23 protein-coding genes and 1 tRNA gene are annotated in these 25,516 nt (G+C 52.3%); 10 read left to right on the top strand and 14 right to left on the bottom strand.

Annotated elements, in window-relative coordinates; translation table 11 throughout:
* Window positions 1-312: 312 nt before the first annotated feature.
* The 4 genes from QJQ48_RS17130 to groL all read right to left on the bottom strand — a co-directional run bounded on the left by QJQ48_RS17130 (window position 313) and on the right by groL (window position 3,891).
* Window positions 313-546: a DUF2283 domain-containing protein gene (locus QJQ48_RS17130; RefSeq protein ID WP_346292462.1), complete on the bottom strand. Its 234-nt coding sequence runs from the start codon at window positions 544-546 to the stop codon at window positions 313-315.
* Window positions 537-854, bottom strand: coding sequence for a type 2 periplasmic-binding domain-containing protein (locus QJQ48_RS17125; protein WP_346292461.1), 318 nt, complete (start codon window positions 852-854; stop codon window positions 537-539). Before QJQ48_RS17125 ends, QJQ48_RS17130 begins: the two co-directional genes overlap by 10 nt.
* 56 nt (window positions 855-910) lie before the next feature.
* A complete protein-coding gene (gene corA, locus QJQ48_RS17120) occupies window positions 911-2,056 on the bottom strand; it encodes a magnesium/cobalt transporter CorA (protein WP_346292551.1) in 1,146 nt (381 codons plus the stop codon).
* Window positions 2,057-2,226: 170 nt separating this feature from the next.
* Window positions 2,227-3,891 (bottom strand): chaperonin GroEL, encoded by a 1,665-nt coding sequence (gene groL / locus QJQ48_RS17115; RefSeq protein ID WP_346292460.1) that lies wholly within the window; start codon window positions 3,889-3,891, stop codon window positions 2,227-2,229.
* Between the two features lie 463 nt (window positions 3,892-4,354).
* On the opposite strand from groL, the gene QJQ48_RS17110 reads away from it, so the two are divergent.
* Window positions 4,355-5,566: a URC4/urg3 family protein gene (locus tag QJQ48_RS17110; protein ID WP_346292459.1), complete on the top strand. Its 1,212-nt coding sequence runs from the start codon at window positions 4,355-4,357 to the stop codon at window positions 5,564-5,566.
* On the opposite strand, the gene rimM is transcribed toward QJQ48_RS17110, so the two are convergent.
* The 3 genes from rimM to QJQ48_RS17095 all read right to left on the bottom strand — a co-directional run bounded on the left by rimM (window position 5,563) and on the right by QJQ48_RS17095 (window position 9,074).
* Window positions 5,563-6,153: a ribosome maturation factor RimM gene (gene rimM / locus QJQ48_RS17105; RefSeq protein WP_346292458.1), complete on the bottom strand. Its 591-nt coding sequence runs from the start codon at window positions 6,151-6,153 to the stop codon at window positions 5,563-5,565. The two genes, QJQ48_RS17110 and rimM, sit on opposite strands and share 4 nt — an antisense overlap.
* A gap of 2 nt (window positions 6,154-6,155) precedes the next feature.
* Complete coding sequence (locus QJQ48_RS17100; protein ID WP_346292457.1) at window positions 6,156-7,454, bottom strand: valine--pyruvate transaminase; 1,299 nt, start codon at window positions 7,452-7,454, stop codon at window positions 6,156-6,158.
* A gap of 456 nt (window positions 7,455-7,910) precedes the next feature.
* Window positions 7,911-9,074, bottom strand: coding sequence for a GuaB3 family IMP dehydrogenase-related protein (locus QJQ48_RS17095; RefSeq protein WP_346292456.1), 1,164 nt, complete (start codon window positions 9,072-9,074; stop codon window positions 7,911-7,913).
* 224 nt (window positions 9,075-9,298) lie between these two features.
* Here QJQ48_RS17095 and QJQ48_RS17090 point away from each other — a divergent pair, with 224 nt between their 5' ends.
* The 4 genes from QJQ48_RS17090 (at window position 9,299) to QJQ48_RS17075 (ending at window position 13,921) form a co-directional block, all read left to right on the top strand.
* Window positions 9,299-10,027: a potassium channel family protein gene (locus QJQ48_RS17090; RefSeq protein WP_346292455.1), complete on the top strand. Its 729-nt coding sequence runs from the start codon at window positions 9,299-9,301 to the stop codon at window positions 10,025-10,027.
* Window positions 10,024-11,232: an anhydro-N-acetylmuramic acid kinase gene (locus QJQ48_RS17085; RefSeq protein ID WP_346292454.1), complete on the top strand. Its 1,209-nt coding sequence runs from the start codon at window positions 10,024-10,026 to the stop codon at window positions 11,230-11,232. Before QJQ48_RS17090 ends, QJQ48_RS17085 begins: the two co-directional genes overlap by 4 nt.
* A 205-nt stretch (window positions 11,233-11,437) precedes the next feature.
* Window positions 11,438-11,881, top strand: coding sequence for a hypothetical protein (locus QJQ48_RS17080; protein ID WP_346292453.1), 444 nt, complete (start codon window positions 11,438-11,440; stop codon window positions 11,879-11,881).
* A 501-nt stretch (window positions 11,882-12,382) separates the two neighbouring features.
* Window positions 12,383-13,921: a serine/threonine protein kinase gene (locus QJQ48_RS17075; RefSeq protein ID WP_346292452.1), complete on the top strand. Its 1,539-nt coding sequence runs from the start codon at window positions 12,383-12,385 to the stop codon at window positions 13,919-13,921.
* 89 nt (window positions 13,922-14,010) lie between these two features.
* Here QJQ48_RS17075 and QJQ48_RS17070 read toward each other — a convergent pair whose 3' ends face one another.
* From QJQ48_RS17070 to QJQ48_RS17040, 7 genes are all read right to left on the bottom strand, one after another.
* Window positions 14,011-14,895 (bottom strand): universal stress protein, encoded by an 885-nt coding sequence (locus QJQ48_RS17070; RefSeq protein WP_346292451.1) that lies wholly within the window; start codon window positions 14,893-14,895, stop codon window positions 14,011-14,013.
* Window positions 14,896-15,167: 272 nt separating this feature from the next.
* Window positions 15,168-15,362 (bottom strand): NblA/ycf18 family protein, encoded by a 195-nt coding sequence (locus tag QJQ48_RS17065; RefSeq protein ID WP_346292450.1) that lies wholly within the window; start codon window positions 15,360-15,362, stop codon window positions 15,168-15,170.
* A gap of 361 nt (window positions 15,363-15,723) precedes the next feature.
* A complete protein-coding gene (locus QJQ48_RS17060) occupies window positions 15,724-16,458 on the bottom strand; it encodes a PP2C family protein-serine/threonine phosphatase (RefSeq protein WP_346292449.1) in 735 nt (244 codons plus the stop codon).
* A gap of 20 nt (window positions 16,459-16,478) precedes the next feature.
* Window positions 16,479-18,197, bottom strand: coding sequence for an ABC1 kinase family protein (locus QJQ48_RS17055; protein ID WP_346292550.1), 1,719 nt, complete (start codon window positions 18,195-18,197; stop codon window positions 16,479-16,481).
* Between the two features lie 251 nt (window positions 18,198-18,448).
* Window positions 18,449-18,775, bottom strand: coding sequence for a DUF6825 family protein (locus tag QJQ48_RS17050; protein WP_346292448.1), 327 nt, complete (start codon window positions 18,773-18,775; stop codon window positions 18,449-18,451).
* Between the two features lie 77 nt (window positions 18,776-18,852).
* Window positions 18,853-19,449, bottom strand: a complete 597-nt coding sequence (locus tag QJQ48_RS17045; RefSeq protein ID WP_346292447.1) for a hypothetical protein — start codon at window positions 19,447-19,449, stop codon at window positions 18,853-18,855.
* 129 nt (window positions 19,450-19,578) lie between these two features.
* Entirely contained in the window at window positions 19,579-22,320 is a 2,742-nt protein-coding gene (locus tag QJQ48_RS17040; protein WP_346292446.1) for a CBS domain-containing protein, read from the bottom strand.
* Between the two features lie 184 nt (window positions 22,321-22,504).
* Between QJQ48_RS17040 and psbZ the strand changes: the two genes are divergently transcribed.
* From psbZ to QJQ48_RS17015, 5 genes are all read left to right on the top strand, one after another.
* Window positions 22,505-22,696, top strand: coding sequence for a photosystem II reaction center protein PsbZ (gene psbZ, locus QJQ48_RS17035; protein WP_346292445.1), 192 nt, complete (start codon window positions 22,505-22,507; stop codon window positions 22,694-22,696).
* 15 nt (window positions 22,697-22,711) lie between these two features.
* A complete protein-coding gene (ribH, locus tag QJQ48_RS17030; protein WP_346292444.1) occupies window positions 22,712-23,284 on the top strand; it encodes a 6,7-dimethyl-8-ribityllumazine synthase in 573 nt (190 codons plus the stop codon).
* 75 nt (window positions 23,285-23,359) lie between these two features.
* Window positions 23,360-23,431 (top strand) — tRNA-Gly (locus QJQ48_RS17025).
* A gap of 336 nt (window positions 23,432-23,767) precedes the next feature.
* Window positions 23,768-24,178, top strand: a complete 411-nt coding sequence (locus QJQ48_RS17020) for a hypothetical protein (RefSeq protein WP_346292443.1) — start codon at window positions 23,768-23,770, stop codon at window positions 24,176-24,178.
* A 5-nt stretch (window positions 24,179-24,183) separates the two neighbouring features.
* Window positions 24,184-25,434, top strand: coding sequence for a glutamate-5-semialdehyde dehydrogenase (locus QJQ48_RS17015; RefSeq protein ID WP_346292442.1), 1,251 nt, complete (start codon window positions 24,184-24,186; stop codon window positions 25,432-25,434).
* The last annotated feature ends 82 nt before the right edge of the window (window positions 25,435-25,516 follow it).

Raw genomic sequence — 25,516 nt, 5'->3', positions numbered from 1 at the left:
TCTATTGGCTCGATTTATATCCAAAAGATTGCCTAAAAATAGCGCAGTCATATTCAATAAGGCAAAAACAAGCTTGAGTTCAATAAGGCAAAAACAAGCTTGAGTAATTTTTTGATGATGAAACTCAGTTCATCATCAAAAAATTATGGGTTTTAGAAAAACAGAATAAGTCTTTCAATACATTATCGCTTTGTGGTTGAAAAATTTTCAAACCAGCCACGTCGCTAGAAGAAAATACACATGGCGATCGCTGCCAAAACAGATGTCACTGTATTGAGCGAAGAACACTAAATTAGCCAAAGTGGTTCTAGACTATCTTGTTTTGACAGCTAAAATTGTAAGTCCGATGATTTCGTCTTCTGAATAACGAATCACAATGTCATCGTCAGTAACTTCACTATCGGTCGCTACTTTAGCGGGCGAGTGAAAGTTAATATAAAGAACATCTGCTTCTGCATCGTAAGCTGTCCAGCAGGAGTGCTGAACTTCTTTGATAGCTTTAGCTATGTTCAGATAGCTAGATAGGTTTAGCTGCGCTAAGGCCATATTTGCTTCTTATTCTCCAAATAACTTCGCCGCCTATTTAAAAAAGCAGTTACGATAAATCCATCTACAATTTCACCGCTCTTATACAGTTCTCGATACACAACTAACAGCCATTTACCAGGCTGTATCGTCTGTACAGCAATTAACTGACCATCGCGTCCCTCTAAGACTCTTTCAGGCTTTTCAATCGTTTTGAGTATTTGTGATTGTAGCGAAATTAGTTCTGGATGCTGAAAAACGATATGCTGCCATCTTTCCTCAGTAAGTCTAATTTTAACTCCGTTTACTGAGATACCTGTAGCTATCATACATACTCTGTATCTGAAATTTCAGAACAATAAAACAGTTTTTATTCAGGGCTATCTCATCGCTTTGTGGTTGAAAAATTCTCAAACCAACCGCGCCGCCAGAAGAAAATACACATGGCGATCGCCACAATTCCCATTACTCCCAGCGTCAGCGGATAGCCATACTGAGCGTCGAGTTCCGGCATATTCCAGGGAGAAGCCTGAGGATTAAAGTTCATGCCGTAGACTCCAGCAATGAACGTCAGCGGAATAAAAATGGAGGAGATAACCGTCAATAGCTTCATTACCTCATTCATGCGGTTGCTAACCGAAGATAGATAAACATCCATCAGACTAGAAGCCAGTTCCCGGTAGGTTTCTAAAATATCTAAGACCTGAATAATATGGTCATAGCAGTCCTGTAAATATACGCGCACTTCCGGGCTGACCAGGTCGTTGGTATCGCGGATCAGACTGTTAATAGCACTCCGCTGTGGCCAAATTGCTCGCCGTAGCGACATCAGTTCCCGCCGCAGATCGTGAATTTTTTCAATGGTATGACGAGTCGGATTTTCAACCACCTCATCTTCTAATTCTTCAATTAGCTCGCCGTAGTCTTCTAAAACTGGGAAAAAGCCATCAATAATGGCATCTAACAGGGTGTAGGCCAGATAATCAGCCCGGTGCTGGCGAATAACGCCATGATGTCTGCGAATGCGATCGCGCACCGGATTAAAACAGTCTAGCTCTGGTTCTTCCTGTACCGTCAGTAAGTAGTATTTGCCTAAAATAAAGCTCACCTGCTCGCTGTAAAAACCTCTACCAGAGGGCTTAGGCGTCACCATGCGAGCAATGATCAACAGTTGCTGATCGTACTGCTCCACTTTGGGCCGCTGCGGTACATTCACCACGTCTTCTAGCACCAGCGGATGCAGGTTAAAGATTTCGCCAACCTGCCGCAAAACAACCTCGCTCCCTAGCCCCCGCACGTCTAGCCAGGAAACCGATTCTGTATCCAAATAGGGGACACAATCGTAAGGAGCGGCAATATCAAGTCGGACTGCGTGCGCATCGTCGTAGTCAATCAGCACTATTTCTGGCGGTAAAGCGCCTGCTCCAATCGTGAGCGTACCAGGGCTGCTGCCAGGCAGGTCAAAGTGATAGTCCAAATAAGGCGGTTCTTCTTCCGTTTGGTCAACGGCCACAAAGGTTTGAGTCGGCATTGGCGGCTGATTGGCAAAGTCGTGGCGATCGCCATTAGAAGAATGAGTCATAAATCTGCTCAGCAATATTTCCTTAGCACTAACACAAAGAGGTACACAGCCATAGCCGTGCACCTCTTAATTTCGCCTTGAATCTGACGTAGCAGGCGGTCAGTAAAGCAACAGTGGGCCTACATCATGCCCATGCCGCCCATGCCGCCCATGCCACCCATACCACCCATGCCGCCCATGCCGGGATCGGCAGGCATCGGCGGTTCTGGCTCAGGCTTCTCAACTACAAGTACCTCAGTGGTGAGTACCATGCCCGCTACAGAAGCCGCGTCCTGCAGGGCTGAGCGTACCACCTTAGCTGGGTCTAGAATGCCGCTTTCTGCCAGGTTCTCTAGCGTACTCGTGAGCGCGTTGTAGCCAAAGTTAAATTCAGCCTCGCGCACTTTCTCAACGATCACTGAACCCTCTGCTCCAGAGTTGTCAGCAATCTGCCGCAGGGGGGCCTCTAGCGCCTTCATCACAATATCGACACCAACCTGCTCCTCAGCGCTCAAACTGTCTTTGAGCGGCTGCAGTTTCTTTGCTAGGTGGATCAGCGTTGTGCCACCCCCCGGAACGACGCCTTCTTCTACAGCCGCCTTGGTGGCGCTGAGAGCGTCTTCAATCCGCAGCTTGCGGTCTTTGAGTTCAGTTTCGGTGGCTGCACCTACTTTGATAACGGCCACGCCGCCTGCTAGCTTAGCTAAGCGTTCGGATAGCTTTTCCTTGTCATAGTCAGAGTCTGTCCGATCTAGCTCACGGCGAATCTGAGCAATGCGCTTTTCAATATCGGCCTTGGTGCCGCTTTCAGAAACGATCGTGGTGGAATCCTTGGTGATGGTGATTTTACGAGCGACACCGAGCATCTCTAGCGTCGCCATTTCCAAGTTAAGGCCCACTTCCTCCGCAATGACCTGACCGCCCGTGAGAACAGCAATGTCTTGCAGCAGTGCCTTGCGGCGATCGCCAAAGCCGGGTGCCTTGATTGCAGCGCCATTGAGAACGCCGCGCGCCTTGTTCACCACTAGAGTTGCCAGGGCTTCCCCTTCCACATCCTCGGCAATAATCAGCAGGGGCTGACCTTCGCGGGCAATGCGCTCTAGCACAGGGACTAAGTCCTGGATGGAACCGATTTTTTTATCGGTAATCAGAATGCGGGCGTTTTCTAGCTCAACGACCATCCGCTCCTGATCGGTGACGAAATAGGGCGAAATGTAGCCACGATCGATCTGCATTCCCTCGACCACTTCCAGTTCGGTGTTGAGAGATTTGGACTCTTCAACCGTGATCACGCCGTCGCGGGTGACCTTATCCATTGCCTGGGAAATCATCTGGCCCACTTCTTCATCGCTACCGGCAGAGACTGTCGCTACCTGCTCGATCGCGTTGCCTTCAACGGGCTTGGCAACGGCCTGGATTTCCTTTACCAGGTGGTTGACTGCTTTTTCGATACCGCGTCGGAGGCTGACAGGGTTGCTGCCTGCCGCCACGTTCTTGAGACCTTCCCGAATCATTGCCTGAGCCAGAACGGTCGCCGTTGTGGTGCCGTCTCCCGCAATGTCCTTGGTCTTAGAGGCCACCTCTTGAATCAGACGGGCACCCGTATTTTCTAAAGGATCTTCTAGCTCGATCTCTTTAGCAATGGTGATCCCATCGTTGACAATCTGAGGGGCTCCAAACTTTTTCTCTAAAACAACGTTGCGCCCTCTGGGGCCTAAGGTGATTTTTACCGCATCAGCCAAAGCATTCACGCCGCGTTCCAGCGCCTGCCGCGATGCCTCATCAAATACTACAAACTTTGCCATATCCAGCCTTCATAGCTCTGCCGTCTAAAACATTAGCACTCTACAACGTTGAGTGCTAACTTCGTTAGATTAGCTTCCAAAGCGGGGGCGGTTTAAGTCGCGATAACCGATCCTTGGGGGAGTAGGGGGAGATGTGTTGTTGAACAATGGGGAGTAGAGTTGCCTGTCGTGTATTTAAGGAGGGCAAAATTCAAGTCCAGCTTAGGTTGCCGGGTTTTCTCCCTTCGAGAGACACTTCGTGAACGACTTCGCTCAACCCTCTGCCTAGCTACGAATCGAGCATTGAGCGGAGTCGAAATGCGTCTCATCAATAAGCAGCCCTACTTGCCGAGGACTCGCACAAGATATGATACGTCTGCAAAACTAAAAAACTAAGGGTCAAATCGTAGCCACTCTAGCTACCCTGATCACTGCTCAGCCCCATACTCTCCATCCCACAACTCCCCATCTTCCCTTAATCCTTGTGTCTTCCCCTCTCTATCTCCAGACCCCTCAGGCTATTCGCGATCGCTGTGGCTATCTCTTCGATCTCGCCTACGATGACCAGCTTGATCACTTTCGCGTCCGGCTAGAGCAGCTAGAGCCAACGGCGGCTTTTGTCCTGGAGGTGATGCGGCAGCAGTATCCTAATCTGGACGTGCCGTTTCATTCCCGCTGGCGGCATTTCGAGGTGGCGGGGCGATCGCGGGCGGACAGCTTAGCTGAGCGCATGACCGGGGCTACTGCCACAGAGATTGCCAGAATGCAGTGCGATCTGGCAGTGGTGAGCGTGCTGCTAGATGCGGGAGCGGGCGATCGCTGGCAGTATGTAGAACCTGAAACAGGGGAAATATTTAGGCGCTCAGAGGGGCTGGCGATCGCTAGTCTCAATCTATTTAAGCAGGGACTTTTTTCTAGCCAGGTCGAGCGGCCTTGGCAGGTCGATGCGGCGGGGTTGGCAAAGATTACCTTAGAGCAGCTAGCAGCAGGATTTCAGCACGCAGAAGACAATCCGCTGGTGGGATTAGAGGGGCGGCTGCATTTGCTACAGCGGTTGGGACAGGCTTTACTCAATCATCCTGAGTTTTTCGGCTCAGAACTGCCGCGTCCGGGACACCTAGTAGACTACCTGCAAGCCCAGCCCCAGCCTGTCTCGGCGGCTCAGGTTCTGACATTGGTGCTGCAGGGATTGGGCGATATTTGGCCAGGGCGGATTGAATGGGAGGGAGTAAACCTGGGCGATGTGTGGCCCCATCCAGCGCTGAGCGGTACCGAAGCGGGCGATCGCCTTGTGCCGTTTCACAAGCTGTCGCAGTGGCTCACCTATTCGCTACTGGAGCCTTTGCAAGGGGCTGGACTAGAAATTGTGGGGCTAGATGAACTGACCGGACTGGCCGAGTATCGTAACGGTGGCCTCTGCATAGACATGGGACTGCTAGAGCCAAAGCATTTGGAAGTGACAGGCGCTCGCCATCTGCCAGGATCCCCGGTCATTGTGGAGTGGCGGGCGCTGACGGTGATTGCCTTAGACAAAATTGCCCAGCAGATACGCCAGCAGCTTGGCTTAGAGGCGGCGCAGCTACCCTTGGTGAAAGTTTTGCAGGGCGGCACCTGGACAGCGGGGCGACAGTTGGCTAAGCAGCGGCGCGGGGGGCTGCCCCCAATTCAAATCGCCAGCGATGGTACCGTGTTCTAAACCTCTAACAGCCCAGGAGGCGGCGTAATTTCGACATAGCCCTGCTCTAAATTCACCACGGGCACAATGGCTGCCACAAACGGAATCAGAACGGTTTTGGCTTTAGCTGCTTTGGCCTTTTTGCGCTTATTGCCCGTAGCTGCCATGGCTGCCTCTGTCTCTGTGGTTTGAGGCAGCGCTATCTGTAGCAGGTCGCTGCCAGCCGAAAACACATCGACAACGGTACCAACCGCTACCTGACTGGCCTGCTCAATTACCTTAAGACCGATCAGATCAGCCACATGAAATTCACCTGGTTCGAGCGGTAGGCGATCGCCTGCGGGTACCAGGAGCAGGCTGTTGCGTAGCGCTTCTGCCTGCTGGCGATCGCTAACTCCTTTCAACTGCACCACATACAGCCCTTTGCCCTCAATCAGCCGCCCACCCAGCAGCTCTACAGCTTCTGGCTCCGTCTGCGGCGATCGCTGCAGCCAGCGAGTTCCCGGCTCTACAAACCGCTCCGGAAAGTCACTGTTGGGATAAATTCGCACTTCACCCCGGAGTCCCTGGGGGGCGACAATGCGACCAATTTCTAGCCATTCGGTCATTCCTAACCCCTGACGGCCAGTTCTGGCTGTGGTGCTTGGGTATAGACGCGATCGACCAGATTGGCTAAATGGCGCAGGGCCGTCACAATTTCGCTATCGGTTGCCGTCAGGCTAATTCGAATACACTGCTGCATGTGAGGCCAGTCTTCCTTCAAACCGGGGAAGAAAGGACTACCGGGCACAACGATAACGCCGTACTGCTTCAGTTCCTGATAGAACTGCCAGTCAGTCATCGGCAGATCTTGAAACCACAGCCAGGCAAAGATAGCCCCTTCTCCTCGGTGCAGGAACCAAGGGGCTGACTGGGGCATGGCCTGATTGAGAGTCTGCTCTAAAATCTCAAACTTGCGCTGATAGTGAGGGCGAATGACGCTGTCAGAAATTTCAGCCAAAGCGCCAGAGGCAATAGCGCGCGCCGCGATCGCCTGTCCGTAGCGAGAGGAGTGAATACACAAATTGGTCTGAAAAGACTGCAATATTTGGATAATGCGCTCATCTCCCAGGGCAATACCAATACGTTCACCAGGCAGGCCCGCCTTAGAGAGGCTCATGCAGTGAACTAAATTTGGCCCGAACAGCGGCTGCATGTCGGTAAAGTTCAAGGCTGGAAATGGCGGGGCATAAGCCGAATCGATCAGGACGGGGACATTGTGTGGGGCGGCCAGCGCGGTAATTTTCTGTACTTCTTCGTCCGTCAGCACATTCCCTGTGGGGTTACAGGGCCGGGAAAAAAGCACAAACCCGGTCTGCTTGGTAATTTCTAGCTGGCTAAAGTCAGGGCGATATTTAAACCGATGGGGTTCAAATCCTAGGTCTAGGGTAGGCCTATAGGCTCTGAGGGCTTCGGGATAGAGGGTAACGCCGCCATAGCCCGTATAGTCAGGACTCAGAGGCAGCACAATCTGCTTGAGCTCGCCGTCAGTGGTATAACCCCCAAGGGCATTGGCCGCATAAAAATAGAGTGCTTGGCTACCCGGAGTAATCAGAATGTTGCGATCGCTCAGGCTCAAACCATAGCGCTGATTAAAGTCGTTTAGGACAGCGTCAATCAGGGGGCGATAGCCCTGGCTAGAGCCATAGCGACAGACAACTTCGCCGTACTCATTACTGGCTAGCAAATCAGCCGTGCAGTCGCGCCAAAGCTGTTCAACCTCCGGCAAAATCACCGGATTGCCCGCGCTCAAATTGATGAATTCTTGACCATGACCGGCCCGCAGGGTCTCAATGATATCTTTCATGATGGCCCGCACCCCGGTCAGATGGGACATCTGTTCACCAAATTGCGTTAAGGCAGGAGTCATAGGCGTTGGCAGCTTAAAGTATTCAAGAGGGACAGAGAAAATGCTCTAGACATTGGCGGATGGCTCAATCTGCGCATCTCACCCAGCAAATAGCTGCTCAAGCAGCTATTTGTAAAAGCTATTTACTGTCAGGATTTCCATCAATCATAACCGAAGTAAGCTATGGCCCCTACGTTGATCCTAATTATTGCGGGGTAGTCTGCGGCTGATGGAGCCCCTAACTTCACTCACTGGGTTCAGCTAAAATGTATTTTAAGTTGCTTTTAAATTTGATTGGTATTGCTTAAAAAATTAAGAAACCGCCCAAGCTAAACGCTTAGGCGGAGTGTGGTGTGAGGAGTGAACGGAAACTTCCGTCTCCGCTATTTTCCATTCTAAGCGACGGGTTCAAAAATGCCACCCATCCGGAAAACTGCTTGAAAAGTCTTAAAGTTTTACAAAGACCTCGCTAAAAATTTACTTGCCCATGCCGAGCTGCTGAGCTTTCTGATAGACTTTCCCTTCAGTTAGCAGAGAGGGGGCAATCACCACTTCCACTTGCTGCATTTCCTTCAGATCTTTAGCGCCCAAAGTGCCCATACTGGTCTGCAAAGCGCCCAGGAAATTGTGCGTACCATCGTCTAGCTGAGCTGGCCCTCGCAAAATTTGCTCTAGTGTCCCTGTTGTCCCGACGCGAATGCGGGTACCCCTGGGCAGTACCGGGCTAGGAGTCGCCATGCCCCAGTGAAATCCCCGTCCGGGGGCTTCTTCAGCTCTGGCAAACGGTGAGCCAATCATGACGCCGTCAGCCCCGCAGGCAATACATTTACAAATGTCACCTCCTGTGACCAGACCGCCATCGGCAATCACCGAAACATACCGCCCCGTCTCACGCTGATAGTCATCGCGGGCCGCTGTGCAGTCTGCCACCGCCGTTGCCTGAGGCACCCCAATGCCTAAAACGCCGCGAGAAGTGCAGGCCGCTCCCGGCCCAATGCCAACTAAAACAGCAGCAGCCCCCGCCTTCATCAAATTCAGCGCTACTTCATAAGTGACGCAGTTGCCCAAGATGACCGGCATCGGCATCTCCTGACAGAACTGAGTCAGATCTAAGGGCGTCACCGATTCAGGGGAAAGGTGAGCTGTAGAAACCACGGTAGCCTGAACAAAAACCAGATCGGCTCCCGCCTCAGCCACAGTGGCACCATAGCGAGCGGCTCCTGCAGGGGTGAGGCTAACAGCCGCAATCCCGCCCTGGTTTTTAATCTCTTCAATTCGCTGTTGAATCAGTTCAGGCTTGATCGGCTCGGCATACAGCTTCTGCATAAGCGTGACAAATTCGTCTTTGCCCACAGCGGCGATTTGATCTAAGACCGGATTGGGATCGGCATAGCGAGTTTGTATCCCCTCTAGGTTGAGTACACCCAACGCGCCTAGCTGGGATAGCAGAACGGCCATTTTGACATCAATAACGCCGTCCATAGCGCTGGCAATGATGGGAATTTCCCGCTCAATATTGCCAATCTGCCAGTGGGTATCAGCTAGTTGTGGATCTAGCGTCCGTGGGCCAGGTACCAGCGCAATTTCATCAATACCATAAGCTCTACGCACCTCTTTGCCCCGACCAATTTGAATATTCACGTTCCCCCCTTTGTGCTAAGGCCCTTTAGTTAGCCTAACAGTAAAGATTAAGAATATAAGGCGGATGGCTCCTTCAGCAAGCCAGTGCTAGCAGCTGGCGGAACGGCTGGCGATCGCAGAGAAAGCCCAAATCTCGATAGACTAAAAACTTGCTGGCTTAAGCGAGTACATACCTAACCCTCATTCAGCCTCGGTTGAATCAAAACAGTTCGGAGCAGTCTGCAGTGAACCTATCTTCTTTAAGCTTTTTTCATCATTTACGGTCGGGCAATCGTCAGTTTGCGGTTATTGGCTTAGGGCGTTTTGGCCGAGCGGTTTGCTCGACGCTGCATCAGCTCGGCTATGAGGTACTGGGGGTTGATGTCGATGAGCGGCGGGTGGCTCAGATTCTCACCGATCAGCTAGCCACTCATGCGATTCAGCTAGACTCAACTGAGCCTTCGGCGCTGCGAGAGGCGGGCATTGCCGATATGGATACGGTCATTATTGCCATCGGCAACTACATTCAGGAGAGTATTATCACAACGCTTAATGTCAAAGAAGCCGGCGTGCCTAACGTTATTGCCAAAGCCTCCACCGAAATTCACGGCAAGCTGCTGGATCGGGTCGGGGCTGACCGCGTGGTGTTTCCAGAGCATGAGATGGGCTGCGAGCTGGCGCGATCGCTCACCCGGCCCGGCATCTTAGATCGCTTTGAGCTAGACCCTGATCACAGCATTGTGGAGGTGATTGTGCCAGAAGCCTTTGATCAGAAAACGATTGTGGAACTGGATTTGCGTAAACGCTACGGGCTGACGCTGATGGCAATCAGCACTGAAGAATCTCCCAACAAGTTTGAAGTCAATCCCAGTCCGGTAACGCGCCTGAGGGCAGGCACCATCATGGTCATGATTGGTTCTAACAAAGGCATCGATCGCTTACCCATGCCTCACAGCAGCGAGGTCATCGGATGAAAGTCATCGGCCTGATCAGCGGCACTTCGGTAGACGGGATTGACGCTGCCTTAGTTGAGATCAACGGCAGTGGCTTCGAGATCACGGCAGATTTGCTAGCCAGTAAAACTTATCCCTACGAGACAGCACTGCAGCAGCAAATTCTAGCCGCCTGCGCCGGAGAAACTCTGTCCCTATCGGATTTAGCCGACCTAGATGATGCGGTAGCAGCCGCTTTTGCCCACGCGGCGCGATCGCTGCAGGCGTCAGCTCAGCCAGCCGAATTGGTGGCTTCTCACGGTCAGACGGTCTTTCACCGCCCGCCCCAAAGCGAACAGTCTGGCCCCTCAGCCCTCGGCTATAGCCTGCAGCTAGGCCGAGGCGACGCGATCGCTCATCTCACCGGACTGCCTACTGTCAGCAATTTTCGGGCTGCCGATATTGCGGCTGGCGGCCAGGGAGCGCCGCTCGTGTCTCCGGTGGATGCCTGTCTGCTAAGCCATTTGCAAAAGCCGCGCTGTGTGCAAAACTTGGGCGGTATCGGCAATGTCACCTATTTGCCCAGTCGCCAGCAGCAGGGACGTCCCGGCGAGATGGCAGGGGTTTTTGGCTGGGACACGGGGCCCGCCAACAGCCTGCTAGATTTGGCCGTAGCTCATTTTTCTCAGGGTAGACAAACTTACGATCGCGGCGGCGCTTGGGCAGCTCAGGGAACGCCCTGCCAAGCCTTGTTAAATCAGTGGCGACAGCAGCCCTACTTTCATCAGCCACCGCCCAAATCTACGGGACGAGAACTATTTGGCTGGCAGTACTGGCAGCAATGCCTAGCCGATGCTCAAGCTTACAGTCTGTCCTCTGCCGACATGCTGGCAACGCTGACTCATCTGACCGTAGCCAGTATTGTGCAAAACTATGCAGACTTTTTACCGGAACCCGCCGCAGAGGTGCTGCTCTGTGGCGGTGGCAGTCGCAATCACTATCTGCGCCAGCAACTGCAGCAGGCTCTAGATCCAGTCCCCGTCTTGACAACAGATGAAGTGGGGCTGAGTGCTGAAGCCAAAGAAGCGATCGCCTTCGCGGTGCTAGGTTTCTGGCGCTATCACGGCGTTCCCGGCAATCTGCCCAGCGTAACCGGGGCCAGCGAGCGAACTCTCCTCGGTGATTTGCACAAACCGGCAGCAGGCAACTTTGCAGACAGCCGGGTACATTCCGTGAAAAGATTGTAAACAGCGGGCATGTTGAGATAGAGTCTGCTCGCCTGCCGGGGTTAGACTTTATCTTGAAAGGTAATACCAAATAAGTTACAGCTTGAACAAGCGGATTGCTTAGCAGCGGCTATCATCTTCACGAGATGAACCATGAGGCTGTTTAAGGCGGTAGCCGGCCTTGGTATCAACCAGAAAAACTGTAGGCTTTTTAGGTAGCGAATTCGTGGGGCATAGCTTTCTAATTGAACCAGGGCGCTGGACTCTTCAGGGCAATTGGCTAGAGCGAGATTCAATGCCTGTGAGCGTCAAAGGCAAGACTTTGATTGTCTGGGGTCATGATGACTGGTTCACTATGGTGACTAAGCTCAGTTTCCCCAGTACAGCGCTCGATGAGATTGCGCTGCAGTACCGAGGTCGGCTGACTAGCGGAGAGCGTCAGTATACCTTTGTGCTGCAGCATAGCATTCTAGGCCGGGTTGAGGGGGAAGGCTGGGTTGCGCCGGAGTCAATTGTTCAGCGTTATTGGGTACTCGGCGATCGCCAGCGCCGCACTGGTTTTGAAACGCTTTACTGCGTAGGAGACGATAAATACCACCTCTCCAGCGGCATTATGGCTGGCCATTATCTTACCAGTGCGATGGAAGCTACCCTAGAACGACAGGGGTAGGTTCGCACTTTTCTCGGTCTACAGGCAGCTCAGAGGCGTCCCAGCCAGCTCTGCTAAATCTTTAAGTAAAGCTCGCCTGGCTTTCATGGTAGAACCTGAGGCGATCGGGTAAAGTTTATAAAGACCTTGCGCGAATTTACGGAGCGAATGGCGAGCAGCTAGAGGCCAGTTCTGATCAGATCGGCAGCTTAAGGTTTAATAGGGAGTAGAGGAGACCAAAGCTAGCGGCTTAAGGAACCCAGGGTGTAGCGCAGATTACCGCATAGCCGTAGACAGATCTCTGACCTATTAAAAAATATAAAGACTGATGGCGCTGAAACTCTATTGTCGATCGCCTAAGAACCCTAGCAGCTTGCTGTCAGCCCTCAGTCTGACAGACAAGATTGCAATTTATAAACAAGCTGGGAACTCTATCAGTGAATTCAAGTATCTAAAGATAGCCTTCTGATTATTTGATCATACCTGTTGAAACAGTCGCTTCGTCAAGGCACACTAACGCCAATGTCAGACCTCAACCCTCAACGTAAAATAGACAATCGCTACAGGCTGATTGAGCAAATTGGCCAAGGCTCAATGGGGCGTGTGTATTTGGCAGAAGACATGCTGCTGGGGGATGTCAAAGTCGCTATTAAATTTTTATCGCAAACTCTGCTGACGGAAAAGCTGAAAGATCGCTTTGTTCGGGAGGCGACCACCTGTGCTCAGCTAGGTCAAAAGAGTATTCACGTTGTTCGCGTAACTGACTATGGCGTCAACGAAGACGAAGTGCCGTTTTACGTCATGGAGTATCTCAGAGGTAAAAGTTTAGGCGACATCATTAGCACCCAGCCGTTGACCATTCCCCGCTTTTTATCCCTGTGTCGTCAGATTTGTCTAGGGCTGATGGCAGCGCATGAAGGAATTGTCATTAAGGGCAAACAGTGCCCTATTATCCACCGCGATATCAAGCCCAGCAATATCTTAGTGACCCAAGATCCGACCCTAGGTGAACTGACTAAAATTCTTGATTTTGGCATTGCTAAACTGCTGCAGTCAGGAGCGGATCAGACCAACTGCTTTATGGGGACGCTGGCCTATGCTTCCCCAGAACAGATGGAAGGCCGGGAGCTAGACAGCCGTTCCGACATCTACAGCCTCGGCATTATGATGTTTCAGATGCTGACCGGACGGCTGCCGGTGCGGGCGGAGACAAATTCTTTTGGTGGCTGGTACCGGGCACACCACAATCAACCGCCTCGCTCTTTTGCTGCTGTTGAGCCAGCGCTTAAGCTGCCTAAGCGACTAGAAACCCTAGTGATGAGCTGTCTAGACAAGGAGCCGCAAAATCGCCCTAACAGCGTCAAAGCGATTTTAGAGGATCTCAGACCTTTAGAAGAGCGCTTTGGCGTAGGTCTGCGGCTGAGCCAGCACATTGGCCGTACCCTCTCTCGTTTACCCGTTACTAAAGCCAAGCCAGAGGGCAGACGCGAGGTTTCTGAGGATCAGTTTTGCCGCTTTGCTTCGTGGCCCAAAGAGAAACCTATTGCTGAAATTGTGTTTCCTGAAATTCTGCGGATGAGCGATCGCAAGCTTCCTTCCGTCTGGATGATGCTGCAAACTTCCTTTCAGTCAGGAGACATTCGGATTCTCTATAACAACTGCATCTGCACCATGAGTCCGCATCCGATGGTGCTTTGGTTGACGGTACTCCACGTTAAAGGACAGGGACTGCGCTGGCTGCCCTGCTACTTGGACTTGAAGCACGCTGGTAGTCAAGAACTGGCTTGGCTATTAGGTCAAACCGGGCGCTATAAGCTGCTGTTTTTCAATCTCAATGAGCCACGTAACTGCGCTCAGGTGCTGACAGCCAGCATTGCCTTGTCTCAGTGTCAGCTACTCAAAGAGTGGGTCACGATGGGCCGTGTCCAGACTTCGATTGGCAACCCACAGCAGAGCAAAGAACTGCTGCGTAACGAGTTAAACACTGTGCTCAAGCCTAAGATTCAAAAGACGCTGGCGGCAACAACGCTGTCAAATGCGTCACTCAACACGTCCATGTAAGCCCGGTCGAGCGGCAGGCTTTTCGCAGCGTCATGTTTAAGTCCGAGGCTGCACAGCCTCCACCTGCGATGTCTGTGGAAAACGCCTGACTAAGATTGCTGCTGGGGCGGAAAATAGATGACGGGATGCCAACTACGCCGCAGGATGTCCTGCGTCATGCTAGGCACTGACCATCTGAGGAAACGGCCCCGGCTGCCCGGACAAACAGCGATCGCGCTAATATCGTGTACCTCGGCTGCCATCAGAATCTCTTCAATGGGAGACCCCTGGCGCACCTCAGTTTTGACCTCTAAATCCGGTAAATCTAGCTCGGCTTTGACAGCTTCCAGCTTTTCCTGGGCGGCCCCGATTGGATCAGAAGCCTGAATCTCGCGGCGGGCACTATCGTCAATCACCCAGCAGAGACGGCAGGTTTCCAAAGCGCGATTGGCTCTGGCCTGAGCCTGCTGTTTTACCTGGCTTACCAAATAGTCAGCTCCCTCGCTGCCATCGTAGGGGATCAGGAAATAGCGAAATAGATGCTGGCAGCGCAGGCCTAGTTCCTCAGTGGTGTAGGCAGAAATAAGCTGGGGCCGCAAAATTAGCAGCGGCACAGACGTTTTTTCAGACAGCTCAATCGTTGTGCTGCCAAAGATGGTTTCGCGCAGGAGCGATCGCGTCGGCATCCCCAGCAGAATCACGTCTGCCTGATGCACCTCGGTCTGCTTCAAAATGTTGTCAATAACCCGGCCTGACTGAACCTCTACCTTGACCGTGACGCCCTCTGGAACGTTCGTTAGGGCTGCGGCCAGCTGCTGCTTGGCGGCTTCTACTTTGTCAGTGTCAACCCGAGGTATCTCTCGATCTGCTTCTAGAGAAACGTTGTTAAAAAAAACAATGTAATTTGCCCCGCCTGCAACTAAGTTGGGGACGAAATCTACTAGACGGTAAAGACCGTCAGAAAAATCTGTACAAATAAGAATACGCTGGTACATTTTGACTCTACTGAGTGGAGCAGCGACTCACTGAAAGGTTCCTTTGTTCAAGGTAACATTCCGTGGGTCTTATCCCTGGATGAATCGTCTTTATGCTCCGTCAGAGAGGCTGTAGACAGAAGATTTTATCGAACCAGACATAGTCAAAGAAAAATAATTAGGCCAAAAATAAAATTCAAAGTTACAGATTGACGCCCCATTATCCCCGGCTCCCTTCCAGCAGAATTGAGCAAGAGAGGGAGGTCGCCATACCTGAATCGAATGCTGACGCCCTAAAACTCAGGAGTAGGCTCAATGCCCCACTCTTGCTTGAGGAAACTCTTGTAAAGGGTTTCGCGCATCATCATTTGTTCGTACAGCTTGACGAGAAACTGCTGGGCCTGCTCTCGGCTCATCCGCTGTACCTGATTCTCAAACGAACGCAGGCTGAACTCCTGTTCTAGAGAGAGCTTATTAGATTCGTGCATAGCAACCTCCATAGGCTGAGAGATAACGTTAGCTGGAGAAAAATTCCCCGTAGACCGGAAGCCATCTGATCAGAACTGGGAAAGTCCCGATATGCTCCAGTTGTTTACAAAATATAACAACTGTTTGACAAAATGGCTATCAGTCTAGAGGCTTAGGTTAAATCTTAAATAAAGACCTCCGGATGCGTCAGTACACAAGGGAGTACCCTTGCAGCATAGTTAGCATTTATAAATAAGTAAAAATGCTCAATGTAAACATAAAGCGATCGCTGGGTTGAGTTCTTTTAATAGCAACAGGTTGCCGCTGCTGCAAGCATTAGAGAGGCTTTTGAGCGGAAGCAGATTGGCTTAATGCAGCTACTTAGGATTCTTCAGCCCGTAGGTAGAGAACAATAACTGTAATGTTGTCTCGCCCACCTTTGCTTTTGGCCGCTTCCACTAGAGCATCAGCCGCTGCTGCGCAGGCTGGATTCGCCTGAAGCTGTCCGGCAATCATCCCATCTGTCAGCTCCTCAGTCAGGCCGTCGCTACAGAGCAAAAAGCGATCGCTAGCCTGCATTGTCACTGTTTGCAAGCTGATTTGGGTCAAATCTTCCCGGCCCAGACACTGGGAGAGGACATGTCGCCAGGGATGACTTTTAGACTGTTCTGGCGTTAGCTCACCTTCACGAATTGCTCGGGCCACCCAGGTATGATCTTCGGTGATCTGCTCTAGCTTATCGGCTCTGAGGCGGTAGAGGCGAGAATCTCCCACATGAGCGCACCAAAGCTGTTCACCCCGAAACATTAAGACAACGGCAGTCGTGCCCATGTCAGAGCGCTCTGGATGGCTACTTTGATCGCTGAGGATAGCATCGTTGGCCTTAAAGAAAGCATCGCGCAGCAGCTCCTGAGAAGACTCTGCGATGTGCCAGTGCTTATCGAGATGGGCGCTAATAACGTCAGTGGCTAAGCGGCTAGCTTCCTGTCCGCCCGCGTGCCCTCCCATGCCGTCGGCCACAATAAAAAAGCGGCCTTCTGTATCTAGGTAATAAGCATCCTGATTGTTGGCTCGTAGTAGTCCCGGATCGGTTGAGCCTGCAAAAAAACGTTTCATGGAACTTGATACCTCCGGGGTCAAGGCAGGCGTTCAGCTCGGCTGAGCTGGATTAAGAGTCGTATTAAGGCAAATCCTAACAGGGCTGCGATCGCGGCGATAATGCCTGCTAGCCAGAGAAATTCGGAAACCAACAAAATAGTGGCTGAGAGCGTAAAGGCACCAATTAGCAGAGAATAATTAGTCGCCATGTTGACGCCGCTCACTCGCCGCAAAATTCGATCCGTTTCAATCGAGCGCACTCGTACGCGAATATCGCCGCGCTCCAGCTTTTCCAGCGTGTCCTCAATTCGTCGGGGAAGACCTAGCGCCGTGCTGCTCACCTGAGCGGCCTGACGCCCTAGCTCACCCAGCAGGCTGTTATTAGGATCTGTTGAGTTTCCGTTAGTCATGAGCTGTGTTGCAAAAGGTTTAGCAGCTTCCATGAAATTAAAATCGGGATCAAGCCCTTTACCGACTCCTTCCAGAGTCGAGAAAGCCCGCATGACGAAGGTGAAAGTTGCCGGAAAGCGAAAAGGCTGATCGTAGGCAACCGCGTAGAGGTCATCGCTGATGGCATTGATTGACTGTTCTTCAAAGGGTTGATCCATGAAGTTATCCAGAATGTACTGGATTGAGCGCCGCACTGGCCCCATATCGTCAATCTCAGCTAATGCCCCCAGTTCAACCAGGGAAGCCATGACCCGATCGGCATCACGCTGAGCAATACCGAAAAAGGTACGCATTAGGCGCTCCCGCGTTAGCGGCTGCACCTGACCCATCATGCCGAAGTCATAGAAGATGAGTGCACCCTCTGGACTCACCGCAATATTACCAGGATGCGGATCGGCATGGAAAAAACCATCATTTAAGAGCTGCTGCAAATAGGCTCTAGCACCTAAATACGCTAAACGCTTGCGATCTAGACCTGCCGCTTCCAAAGCTTCGTAGTGGCTAATCTTAATACCCGGTAGGTACTCTAGGGTCAGAACACGGGGAGAGGCATAGCGCCAGTAGACACGAGGAACTTTAACCCAATCCTCTTCAGCAAAATTACGCCGAAAAGTATCAGCGTTACGGCCTTCGGTTAAATAATCAATTTCTTCCCAAAGGATGCGGCAGCACTCCTCATAAATGCCAATCCAGTCTCGCCCCCGGCCCCATTCTCGGTGACTCTGAAAGTAGCGGGCAATTCCTTTGAGTACTTTCAGATCAATAGTAAAGAGCTTTTTGAGGCCCGGACGCTGCACTTTGACAACGACTTCTTCGCCAGAGTGGAGCTGCGCCCGATGGACCTGCCCTAAGCTAGCCGCTGCTAAAGGTATGGGATCAAAGCTGCGGTAAAGGGTTTGAATAGGCTTGCCTAGATCTTCCTCTACGATTTGGCGCGTCTGGTCGTAGCTGAAAGCCGGCACCCGATCTTGCAGCTTAGAAAGCTCTTCGACATACTCAACCGGAAATAAATCGGCCCTAGTTGAAAAGAACTGCCCTACCTTGATGAATGTCGGCCCCAAGTCCAGCAGCATCTCACGAATCCAGACAGCTTGGCGGCGCCGCCGAATCGCCTGCTTCTTGTCGGTAATGGTCTGATTGCTGTAGCTCCAGGCTTTGCTATACAGCCAGCGAGCCGAAAGCAACCGCAGCACAAACGACCAGATATCGATGAAGCGCCGAGTTGTTGAGTAATGGCTGCGATTCCACCGATAAGCATTCTCTGTGTAATACTGGGGCCGCTTCTGACCGCCTGCATCTGTCAGCAAAGGCCCAGCATCCGCAGCAGGTGAAGGCTGCTGGCTTACCTCTGAATCCAGCGCGTGGGTATAAGAATCTACTGCATGAGAGACGGGGGCCGAGCTAGAAGCGGAGGTTTCAGCAAATGCAGTCAGTTCATCTGCGGCAACCGCATCAGATGAAGATGGTTCTGGATCTCTAGAGAGGGCAGACACTCAGGCTCCTGGCATAGGTCAATGCTATTAGCGTAAGAGAAAATCAAAACTAGCGCAGCCAGGCTTTAGCTAGCCGTTGTCCGATACTGCTGCAGCGTAGCTCTGACCTGAGCAATTTCAGCTCTTAGATTATCAATAGTAGCTTGCAAATCCTGGGTAGAGGTTTCGGGGGCAGTGCTGCTGGTGGCAGCCGGATTATTAAGTGCTTCGGCTTCCTCCCGCTGCGCCCGCGCCAGAACATCTTCTGTGAAATGCCGCAAGTTTTCGCGCTGCTCGGCATCAAAGCGACCCAGATTACTTAATCCCTCAGAAACGAGCTGTTCCGCTCGCTCGCTGACGGTTTCTGCTAAGGCCCTACCGATGAAAAAGGCATGAACGACAGGATTGTTCATGAAAAAATAATTTATACGTCTGCAACAAATTATAACTAAATTGCTCCCGCCCGCTGCTGTCAGTCTTGCCGCATTTTCTACAGCTCTCTTTCAGCTGACGGCGGCACCGACATTTCTGGAGCCGCTTCTAGGCGGGTGGGGGCAGGCACGGTTTTCTCTGCCGAACGAGCAGGAACGCCGCTATCAACTGCCGCATCTGGATTCGGGCGGTTGGGCGTTGACTCACTCCAGCTTTCTGGCGGTGAGTCTGTCATCGATTCGTCCACCGTTGCCGCATCGTCTACGAAAAAATCGTCGGTTGTTTCATCTACAACAGCGGGACTGGCAAAATCTTGCGCTGGATCAGAGACAGATTCAGGTATTGCTGTAGCGGGCGATCGCTCTGCCCAAGGCTCAGGCTCGGTGACCAACTGATCTTCTGGCTGAAATTCAAACGGTGTTTCCACTGGCTCTCGCCGCGTGTAGTTTTCATCTGGAGCGACAAAGGGCCGATCAAACTCGGCATCTGAGCCAGTCACGGGCCAGTCGGCCTGCTCCGGAAAGGTTTGCTCTGGATTGAGGCGGAGCGTGCCTGCTCCATTACTGCCCGAAAAACGAACAAAACTGCCAGCCCCTAAACCTGCCAGGCCCGCAGCGACAAAAACACTCAGCAGCAGTCGAGAATAATGCTTCATTGTCAGCGATTTGTGCGGCAAAAAATCTGAACTCAAGCCTTGAACATAGATCCCCAAGCCAGCTAGAACCTTCTTGAATCAGAGCTAGCCGTTTTTCTCCGCTTATCCTAGCGCTTTTACTGCGGCTGACTAGCTGGCATCTTGGGGTAAAGCATAGCGCTGCATGACAAAAGCGATCGCTTCTGAGCGATTTTCTATCTGACGATCAAGCGTTGCGGCCAGTACATCGTCTAGCATTTGCTTAAACTGAGGCCCCGGCTGGTAGCCAAGTGCTTTGAGGTCGTTGCCATCGATGGGAGCTTTGACCTGTGACCAGCGGGTGAGATACTGCCATATTTTCTGACCGATTGGCCGAGGCTGGCGGGCGCTCACCAGCAGCAGCAGGGGCAAATCGAAGCTGCGAAGCTGCCAGACAACCTGGCTGGGCTGCTGACCCGACGATAGGGTCTGCTGCAGTTTGGCCTCGACCGCTTCTAGCTGGGTGAGGCGGTCGATAGACTCATTGGGTAGCTGTAGGTTAGTCGCGACAGAGTGGCGAAAACGAGGCTCAAGCTGGGCAATTAAAACTTCTAAGCGAAGCTGCCAAGGGGCGATCGCAGTTTGAAACTGAAAGCGCTCTAGCCAGCGAGAAACGCGGCGGAGTTGATGCCAGAGGCGATCGCTCATCTCCAGCGAACTGTGCAAACATTTCAGGGCACCCAGCTTGTTCAATAATCCCAAGGCTGGCTGCCAGTAAGGTGCTTCCAGGATATACTGCAGCTCTCGTTTCAGCCGCGTTTGCAGCGCCGGCACCTTGGCTACCTGTTCCTGCATTTTGCTGTAAATACCGCTGCTCAAGGCATAGTGAATATAGTCTTCTGTCTGAGCCTCAATGCGAAACTGAAGCCGCACGGCAAAGCGAACGGCGCGGTAGATGCGGGTCGGGTCTTCAATGAAGCTGTTGGCGTGGAGCACGCGCACCTGCTGCTGCTTCAGATCAATGAGCCCGCCAAAGAAGTCCAACAGCATTCCGGGCTGGGGCGGTGTCAGCCGAATAGCCATCGCATTGATGGTAAAGTCGCGGCGGTAGAGATCTTGCCGAATCGAGCTAGCTTCTACTTCGGGGTTGGCTGCCGGATAGGGATAAAACTCAGTCCGAGCGGTGGCAATATCAATCATCAGAGGCGTATCAGTCTCACCATGCCAAATGAGGGCAGCAGTTTGAAAGCGACCATATACCTGTAGCTCAGAGGCCGGATAGCGCTGCTGTACCAGTTGCGCTAGCTCAACACCGGCCCCCGCCTGAGCAGTCTGATAAAACCCATCTACTACCAGGTCAACATCCTGCAACTCTAGGGTGTCAGCCTTGCTCAAAAAGAAATCTCGCACGACGCCACCCACCACGTAGAGATGCCAACCCCGCTCAGCGGCAGCTTTGGCCATGAGCTGCAAGATTTCCCGCAGCCGCACTGGCAGCCGCTGGCTGAGCTGCTGTTGCACCGTTTTGGCTGTCGTCGCTGATGAGTCAGTTGCCTCAGACGGCGAATTTAAAGCACCTTCCATCTGTTTTTGCTGCCGCTGTCTGAGGACATCAGTGCGGGTGACAATGCCCAAAAGTTGATTCTCGGCCAGCACTGGCAGCCGACCCACGTCGTAAGTCACCATTAGCGATTCAATTTCCGGCAGTGGCGTCTCCGGCGTAATGGTTTTGAGCCGGGTGCTCATGTATCCCTTAACCGGAGCGTGACTAAAGCCGTGATGCAGCGCTAAGTCAATATCCCGGCGAGAGATGATACCAACCAAATTACCCTCCGCATTGACCACCGAAAGGCCGGAATGCCCATAGCGCAGCAAAATCCGCTGGGCTTCTGCGATCGTAGTCTGCGGTCGAATCGTGCGTACTGGCGAAGACATCAGTTCCCGTGCGGTGGGCGGCTGGGGAACTTGGTGCTTGAGCTGCTCAACGAGCTGATTGAAGGTTTGCGCTGGATCTGGGCTACGGGTGGTCGCCGCAGCGGCAGTGGCATGCCCACCGCCGCCAAGTGGCTCTAAGAGCTGCGCTAGATTGATGCCCTCATCTAGACGGCGATCGCGCGATCGGCCAATCACCATTAGCTTGCTAGTGCCGGGGTCTTTAAGTTCATAGTGGGCACCCAAAAGTAGGACATCGCTGTTAGTGATAGACATGAGCCGACTGGCCAGCCCCGATAGTCCTGGCAGATACGCCGCCAAAGGCAGCAAGACCCAAGCGAGCTGGTATCCCTGCATGATGGCGGTTTGCAACTGACTGAGCGCTTGAGGCAGTAAATCCTGAAGCTGAGGCGCAAGTCCAGGTTCGACAAACTCGGAAATAGATCTCATGCTAGCGCCCTGCTCCATGAGCCAGGCCAGCGCTCTAGCGTCTCGCGCAGTCGCTTGCTCGTAGGTCAGCGAGCCGGTATCAACATGTATGCCCAGCGCCATCACGGTCGCTTCGGCCAGTGATGGCTGTAGGCCTCTTTGCTGCAGCATCTCCACAATTAGAGTCGTCGTCGCGCCGACTGGCTCAATGAGGTAGTGATGAGCGGCAATATCCGCCTCACTCTCAAGGTGGTGGTCATAAATAGTGATCTCAAGCTGCCGCTGCTCCGCGAGATCGAGCCAGTCCTGTACGGGTGAAAATCGCTGCCGCTGCTGAGCATCTACCAAAGTAAGCGCCTGAATTTTGTCAGGATCAACCGCCCGCCGCTCAATGAGCGGATACTCGTCTCGGTGTAGGGCTAGAAAGTTCTGTACGGTGGGATGACAGCCGCCGGTTAAGACAATGCGGGTACCGGCCTGAAGACGGGATAAGCCAACGGCGGCGCCGAGGGTATCAAAATCGGCAGTGGTATGACAGAGAACTAAGTGCATGGAAAATCACAGGGCGCTAAAAAATAGGAGAAACGATCACGCCAGCTAGTTGGCAGAGGAACTTTTGCAAGGGGTCTAATTTCTGATAGCGTACTAACAAGGCTGACTGAAGGGCAGGGCCTAACTTAGAAAGGAACTGCGCTGCTGCAAGCGTTTTTAACATTGCTGTTTTGGGAGAGAAAAAATGGTATCAATTCTGTTTCAAATTGCCCTCTTGGCTTTGGTTGTCTGGTCTTTTGTCATGGTAGTGGGTGTGCCCGTAGCCTACGCTTCTCCCCAGAATTGGGAGCAGTCTAAGCGCTTAATTCTGCTAGGTTCTATCCTCTGGGGCGTACTGGTTGTCGTCGTGGGTGGTCTAAATTATTTAGTTGTTTAATTCATCAGGGAGACTATGGCAGTTTTTGAAGGTCGTTTTACAGATAGCAGTTCGCTCCGATTCGCGTTTGTAATCGGTCGCTTTAATGATCTGGTGACTGGCAAACTTTTAGAAGGCTGTCAAGACTGCCTGAAGCGTCATGGTGTGGATGTAGCCCCTGAAGGTACCCAGGTAGATTATGCTTGGGTACCTGGGAGCTTTGAAGTGCCTTTGGTGGCACGCCAGCTAGCTCTAAGTGGGCGATACGATGCCATTATTTGTCTAGGGGCGGTTATTCGCGGACAGACGCCCCATTTTGACTACGTGGCCGCTGAGGTTTCTAAAGGTATCGCAGCTACCAGCTTTCAAACCGGCGTGCCTGTGGTGTTTGGCGTGCTGACGACTGATTCTATGCAGCAGGCGTTAGAGCGAGCGGGCATCAAGAGTAACTTGGGCTGGAATTACGGCATGAGTGCTTTGGAAATGGCTAGTTTGATGCGGCAAATTCACGCTGCTCCTCGCAACAACGATGCCAACGGCTTGACTGGTGGTGAGCCTCAAAGTCTTGCTGCAGCAGGCTCACAGGTGATTTCTCAGGAAGAAGTTTAGCCGATAAACAAAGAGGCAAAAAGGAGTTGACAAAGATTTCTAGATCTGAGATTCTAGATAAAGTCTGAAAAAGATGCGGGTATAGCTCAGTGGTAGAGCGTCACCTTGCCAAGGTGAATGTCGCGCGTTCGAATCGCGTTACCCGCTTTCAAAAAGGAAAGGTAAATCCTGCTCTAACCGCTTTCTGGCTCTATGTTAAAACCGGATGGCGATTTTTGGGAGAACAGTTTTGTAAGGGCAGCAGGCTGCATCGCAGTCTGCTAGAGGCTAGCAGCTATCCGTCCCTGGAGCTGATTTTGGTCTACTTGCCATGAATAGGGGCTTAGATCGAGCGCCAGATTAGAAGGTTTACCCCTAAAATGTCAGAGAGTCCGTAAAGCCTCTTCTAACAGGCTTGTTTTATTCGCTAGGCTTTAGCTAATGTGAACTTAGCTAACCCGGCCACAAAAATCAAATCTTCCTCTATATTGCCTGCCGCTGATTGTGCGTTCTAAGAAAAGCCAAAAGGTTGATTTAACAGCGGATTATCCCTGTCCCTGTCGCCGTCGAGGGCGTATTGTGCCCATTGCGCTGACTGAAGCATTTGGATGCGATCGCTGTCAGCAAATTTTTGTCCTGCGAGAAGACGGCTATGTGATTGAACAGCTTTCAACCCACTATCCCTACAAGCGGGCCTGGCGCTGGGTGAATCAGCAGTGGACGCTAGATCGAGGCAGCCTCAGCCGCAACTATCTCCCTTTTCTATTCTTTTTCATCTTTGGCATTGCTATCTTTATCTTGCTGCTGACAACGCTGCAGCCACCTGCAACGGCTGGTCTGACGGTGCGCATTGTGGCGGCGCTGCTGATTTCAATGCTCTTAGTGTTCATGTTTTGGTTGGCCTGTAGGCGTTAGTGTCAATGACCTCGGCTTCTCCCTCTCACGACTTAGTATCAACGGTTCGCCAGGTTGTTCAATCTGCCCAAAAACTGGCCTCTCTAGGCACTGAAACTAAAAGTCATGCTTTAGAGCTGATGGCTCAGGCGCTGGAAAACAATCAGGATCAAATCTTAGAGGCCAATACGCTAGATTTGGAAGCCAGCCGCGAAATGGCTGTCCCCGATCTCGTACTCGACTGGCTGCGGTTGACGCCAGAGCGTCTGCAGGTAGCCACAAAAATTTTGCGCCGTCTATCGGCCCTAGGTACGCCCTCACCGCAGATGTCTAGGCTGCCCTACGCTCACGATGCGGCAACGGCCTACTATCAGCTTCAGCCTTTAGGGGTAATTGCGCTGGTGTACGAGGCGTTTCCAGAGCTAGGGGCGATCGCAGCGGGCCTGTGCTGCCGTGTTGGCAATGGTCTGGTACTTAAGGGCGGCAGCGAAGCCAGTCAGACTAACCAAATCATTGTGCAGGTGCTACAGGAAGCGATCGCCCTGGCCGGACTGCCTGAAACCAGTCTCCTATTTCTCTCCCCCGAACAGGGAGATGCCCTGCGCAATCAGCTTGTGCAGCTCCCCAATATCAACTTGGTCATTCCCTACGGGCGGCCCAGCCTCATTCAGCAAATCAAGCGGCAGGCTACTGTTCCGGTCTTGGCTTCAACGATGGGCAACTGCTACCTCTACTGGTCAGCCTCTAGCAGCTCAGATCTAGTCTACGAGATGATCACCGAGAGCCACCGAGGCGAGCCAGATGCGGTCAACGCGATCGAAAAAGTTTTAGTGCATACCAGTCACGCCGGCTCAATGCTGACCCGCCTGTGGCAGCGGCTACGCGAACAGGGCTTTGATCTTCAGGGAGATGAAGCTTTAGTTGCCGAATTTCCAGAGCTATCTTTAGCGGATTCGCAGGACTGGCAGCAGCCCTATCTAGGCCCCAAAATTGCCTTCAAGCGGGTAGAAAGCTTAAGGGCGGCGATCGCCTGGATTAACCGCTACAGCAGCGGCCACGCTGACTGCCTGGTAACGGAATCCTACGCGGAGGGGCGGCAGTTTGCGCTCAACGTCAGCAGTACGTCTGTCTATATCAACGCCTCTTCTCGGTTCTCTCGCAATCCTAAACAAGGCACCAGCATTGCTTTGGGTATGTCTAGTCAGGAAGGCCGCAGCGGCGGCATCATTGGTCTAGAAGCCTTGACGACGATCAAGCAGATTGTGCAAGGCAATTAAGGCAATTAAAAAGCTGTAGGAGCCAGTATTAAACGCCCCTACAGCCAAAATTTTCTGATCTAGCCTAGACCGTCCTGGTCGC

This window comes from Sphaerothrix gracilis Ecp01, from assembly GCF_030405905.1.
Taxonomy (GTDB): domain Bacteria; phylum Cyanobacteriota; class Cyanobacteriia; order Phormidesmidales; family Phormidesmidaceae; genus Sphaerothrix; species Sphaerothrix gracilis.
Note: the sequence above shows the minus strand (reverse complement) of the source record. Positions and strands in the feature narration are given on the sequence as shown.

Coding starts and splice junctions, on each gene's coding strand:
- QJQ48_RS17130 (WP_346292462.1), bottom strand. CDS start 546: ATGGCCTTAGCGCAGCTAAACCTATCTAGCTATCTGAACATAGCTAAA.
- QJQ48_RS17125 (WP_346292461.1), bottom strand. CDS start 854: ATGATAGCTACAGGTATCTCAGTAAACGGAGTTAAAATTAGACTTACT.
- corA (WP_346292551.1), bottom strand. CDS start 2,056: ATGCCGACTCAAACCTTTGTGGCCGTTGACCAAACGGAAGAAGAACCG.
- groL (WP_346292460.1), bottom strand. CDS start 3,891: ATGGCAAAGTTTGTAGTATTTGATGAGGCATCGCGGCAGGCGCTGGAA.
- rimM (WP_346292458.1), bottom strand. CDS start 6,153: ATGACCGAATGGCTAGAAATTGGTCGCATTGTCGCCCCCCAGGGACTC.
- QJQ48_RS17100 (WP_346292457.1), bottom strand. CDS start 7,454: ATGACTCCTGCCTTAACGCAATTTGGTGAACAGATGTCCCATCTGACC.
- QJQ48_RS17085 (WP_346292454.1), top strand. CDS start 10,024: ATGAAAGTCATCGGCCTGATCAGCGGCACTTCGGTAGACGGGATTGAC.
- QJQ48_RS17075 (WP_346292452.1), top strand. CDS start 12,383: ATGTCAGACCTCAACCCTCAACGTAAAATAGACAATCGCTACAGGCTG.
- QJQ48_RS17070 (WP_346292451.1), bottom strand. CDS start 14,895: ATGTACCAGCGTATTCTTATTTGTACAGATTTTTCTGACGGTCTTTAC.
- QJQ48_RS17065 (WP_346292450.1), bottom strand. CDS start 15,362: ATGCACGAATCTAATAAGCTCTCTCTAGAACAGGAGTTCAGCCTGCGT.
- QJQ48_RS17060 (WP_346292449.1), bottom strand. CDS start 16,458: ATGAAACGTTTTTTTGCAGGCTCAACCGATCCGGGACTACTACGAGCC.
- QJQ48_RS17050 (WP_346292448.1), bottom strand. CDS start 18,775: ATGAACAATCCTGTCGTTCATGCCTTTTTCATCGGTAGGGCCTTAGCA.
- QJQ48_RS17045 (WP_346292447.1), bottom strand. CDS start 19,449: ATGAAGCATTATTCTCGACTGCTGCTGAGTGTTTTTGTCGCTGCGGGC.
- QJQ48_RS17040 (WP_346292446.1), bottom strand. CDS start 22,320: ATGCACTTAGTTCTCTGTCATACCACTGCCGATTTTGATACCCTCGGC.
- psbZ (WP_346292445.1), top strand. CDS start 22,505: ATGGTATCAATTCTGTTTCAAATTGCCCTCTTGGCTTTGGTTGTCTGG.
- ribH (WP_346292444.1), top strand. CDS start 22,712: ATGGCAGTTTTTGAAGGTCGTTTTACAGATAGCAGTTCGCTCCGATTC.
- QJQ48_RS17015 (WP_346292442.1), top strand. CDS start 24,184: ATGACCTCGGCTTCTCCCTCTCACGACTTAGTATCAACGGTTCGCCAG.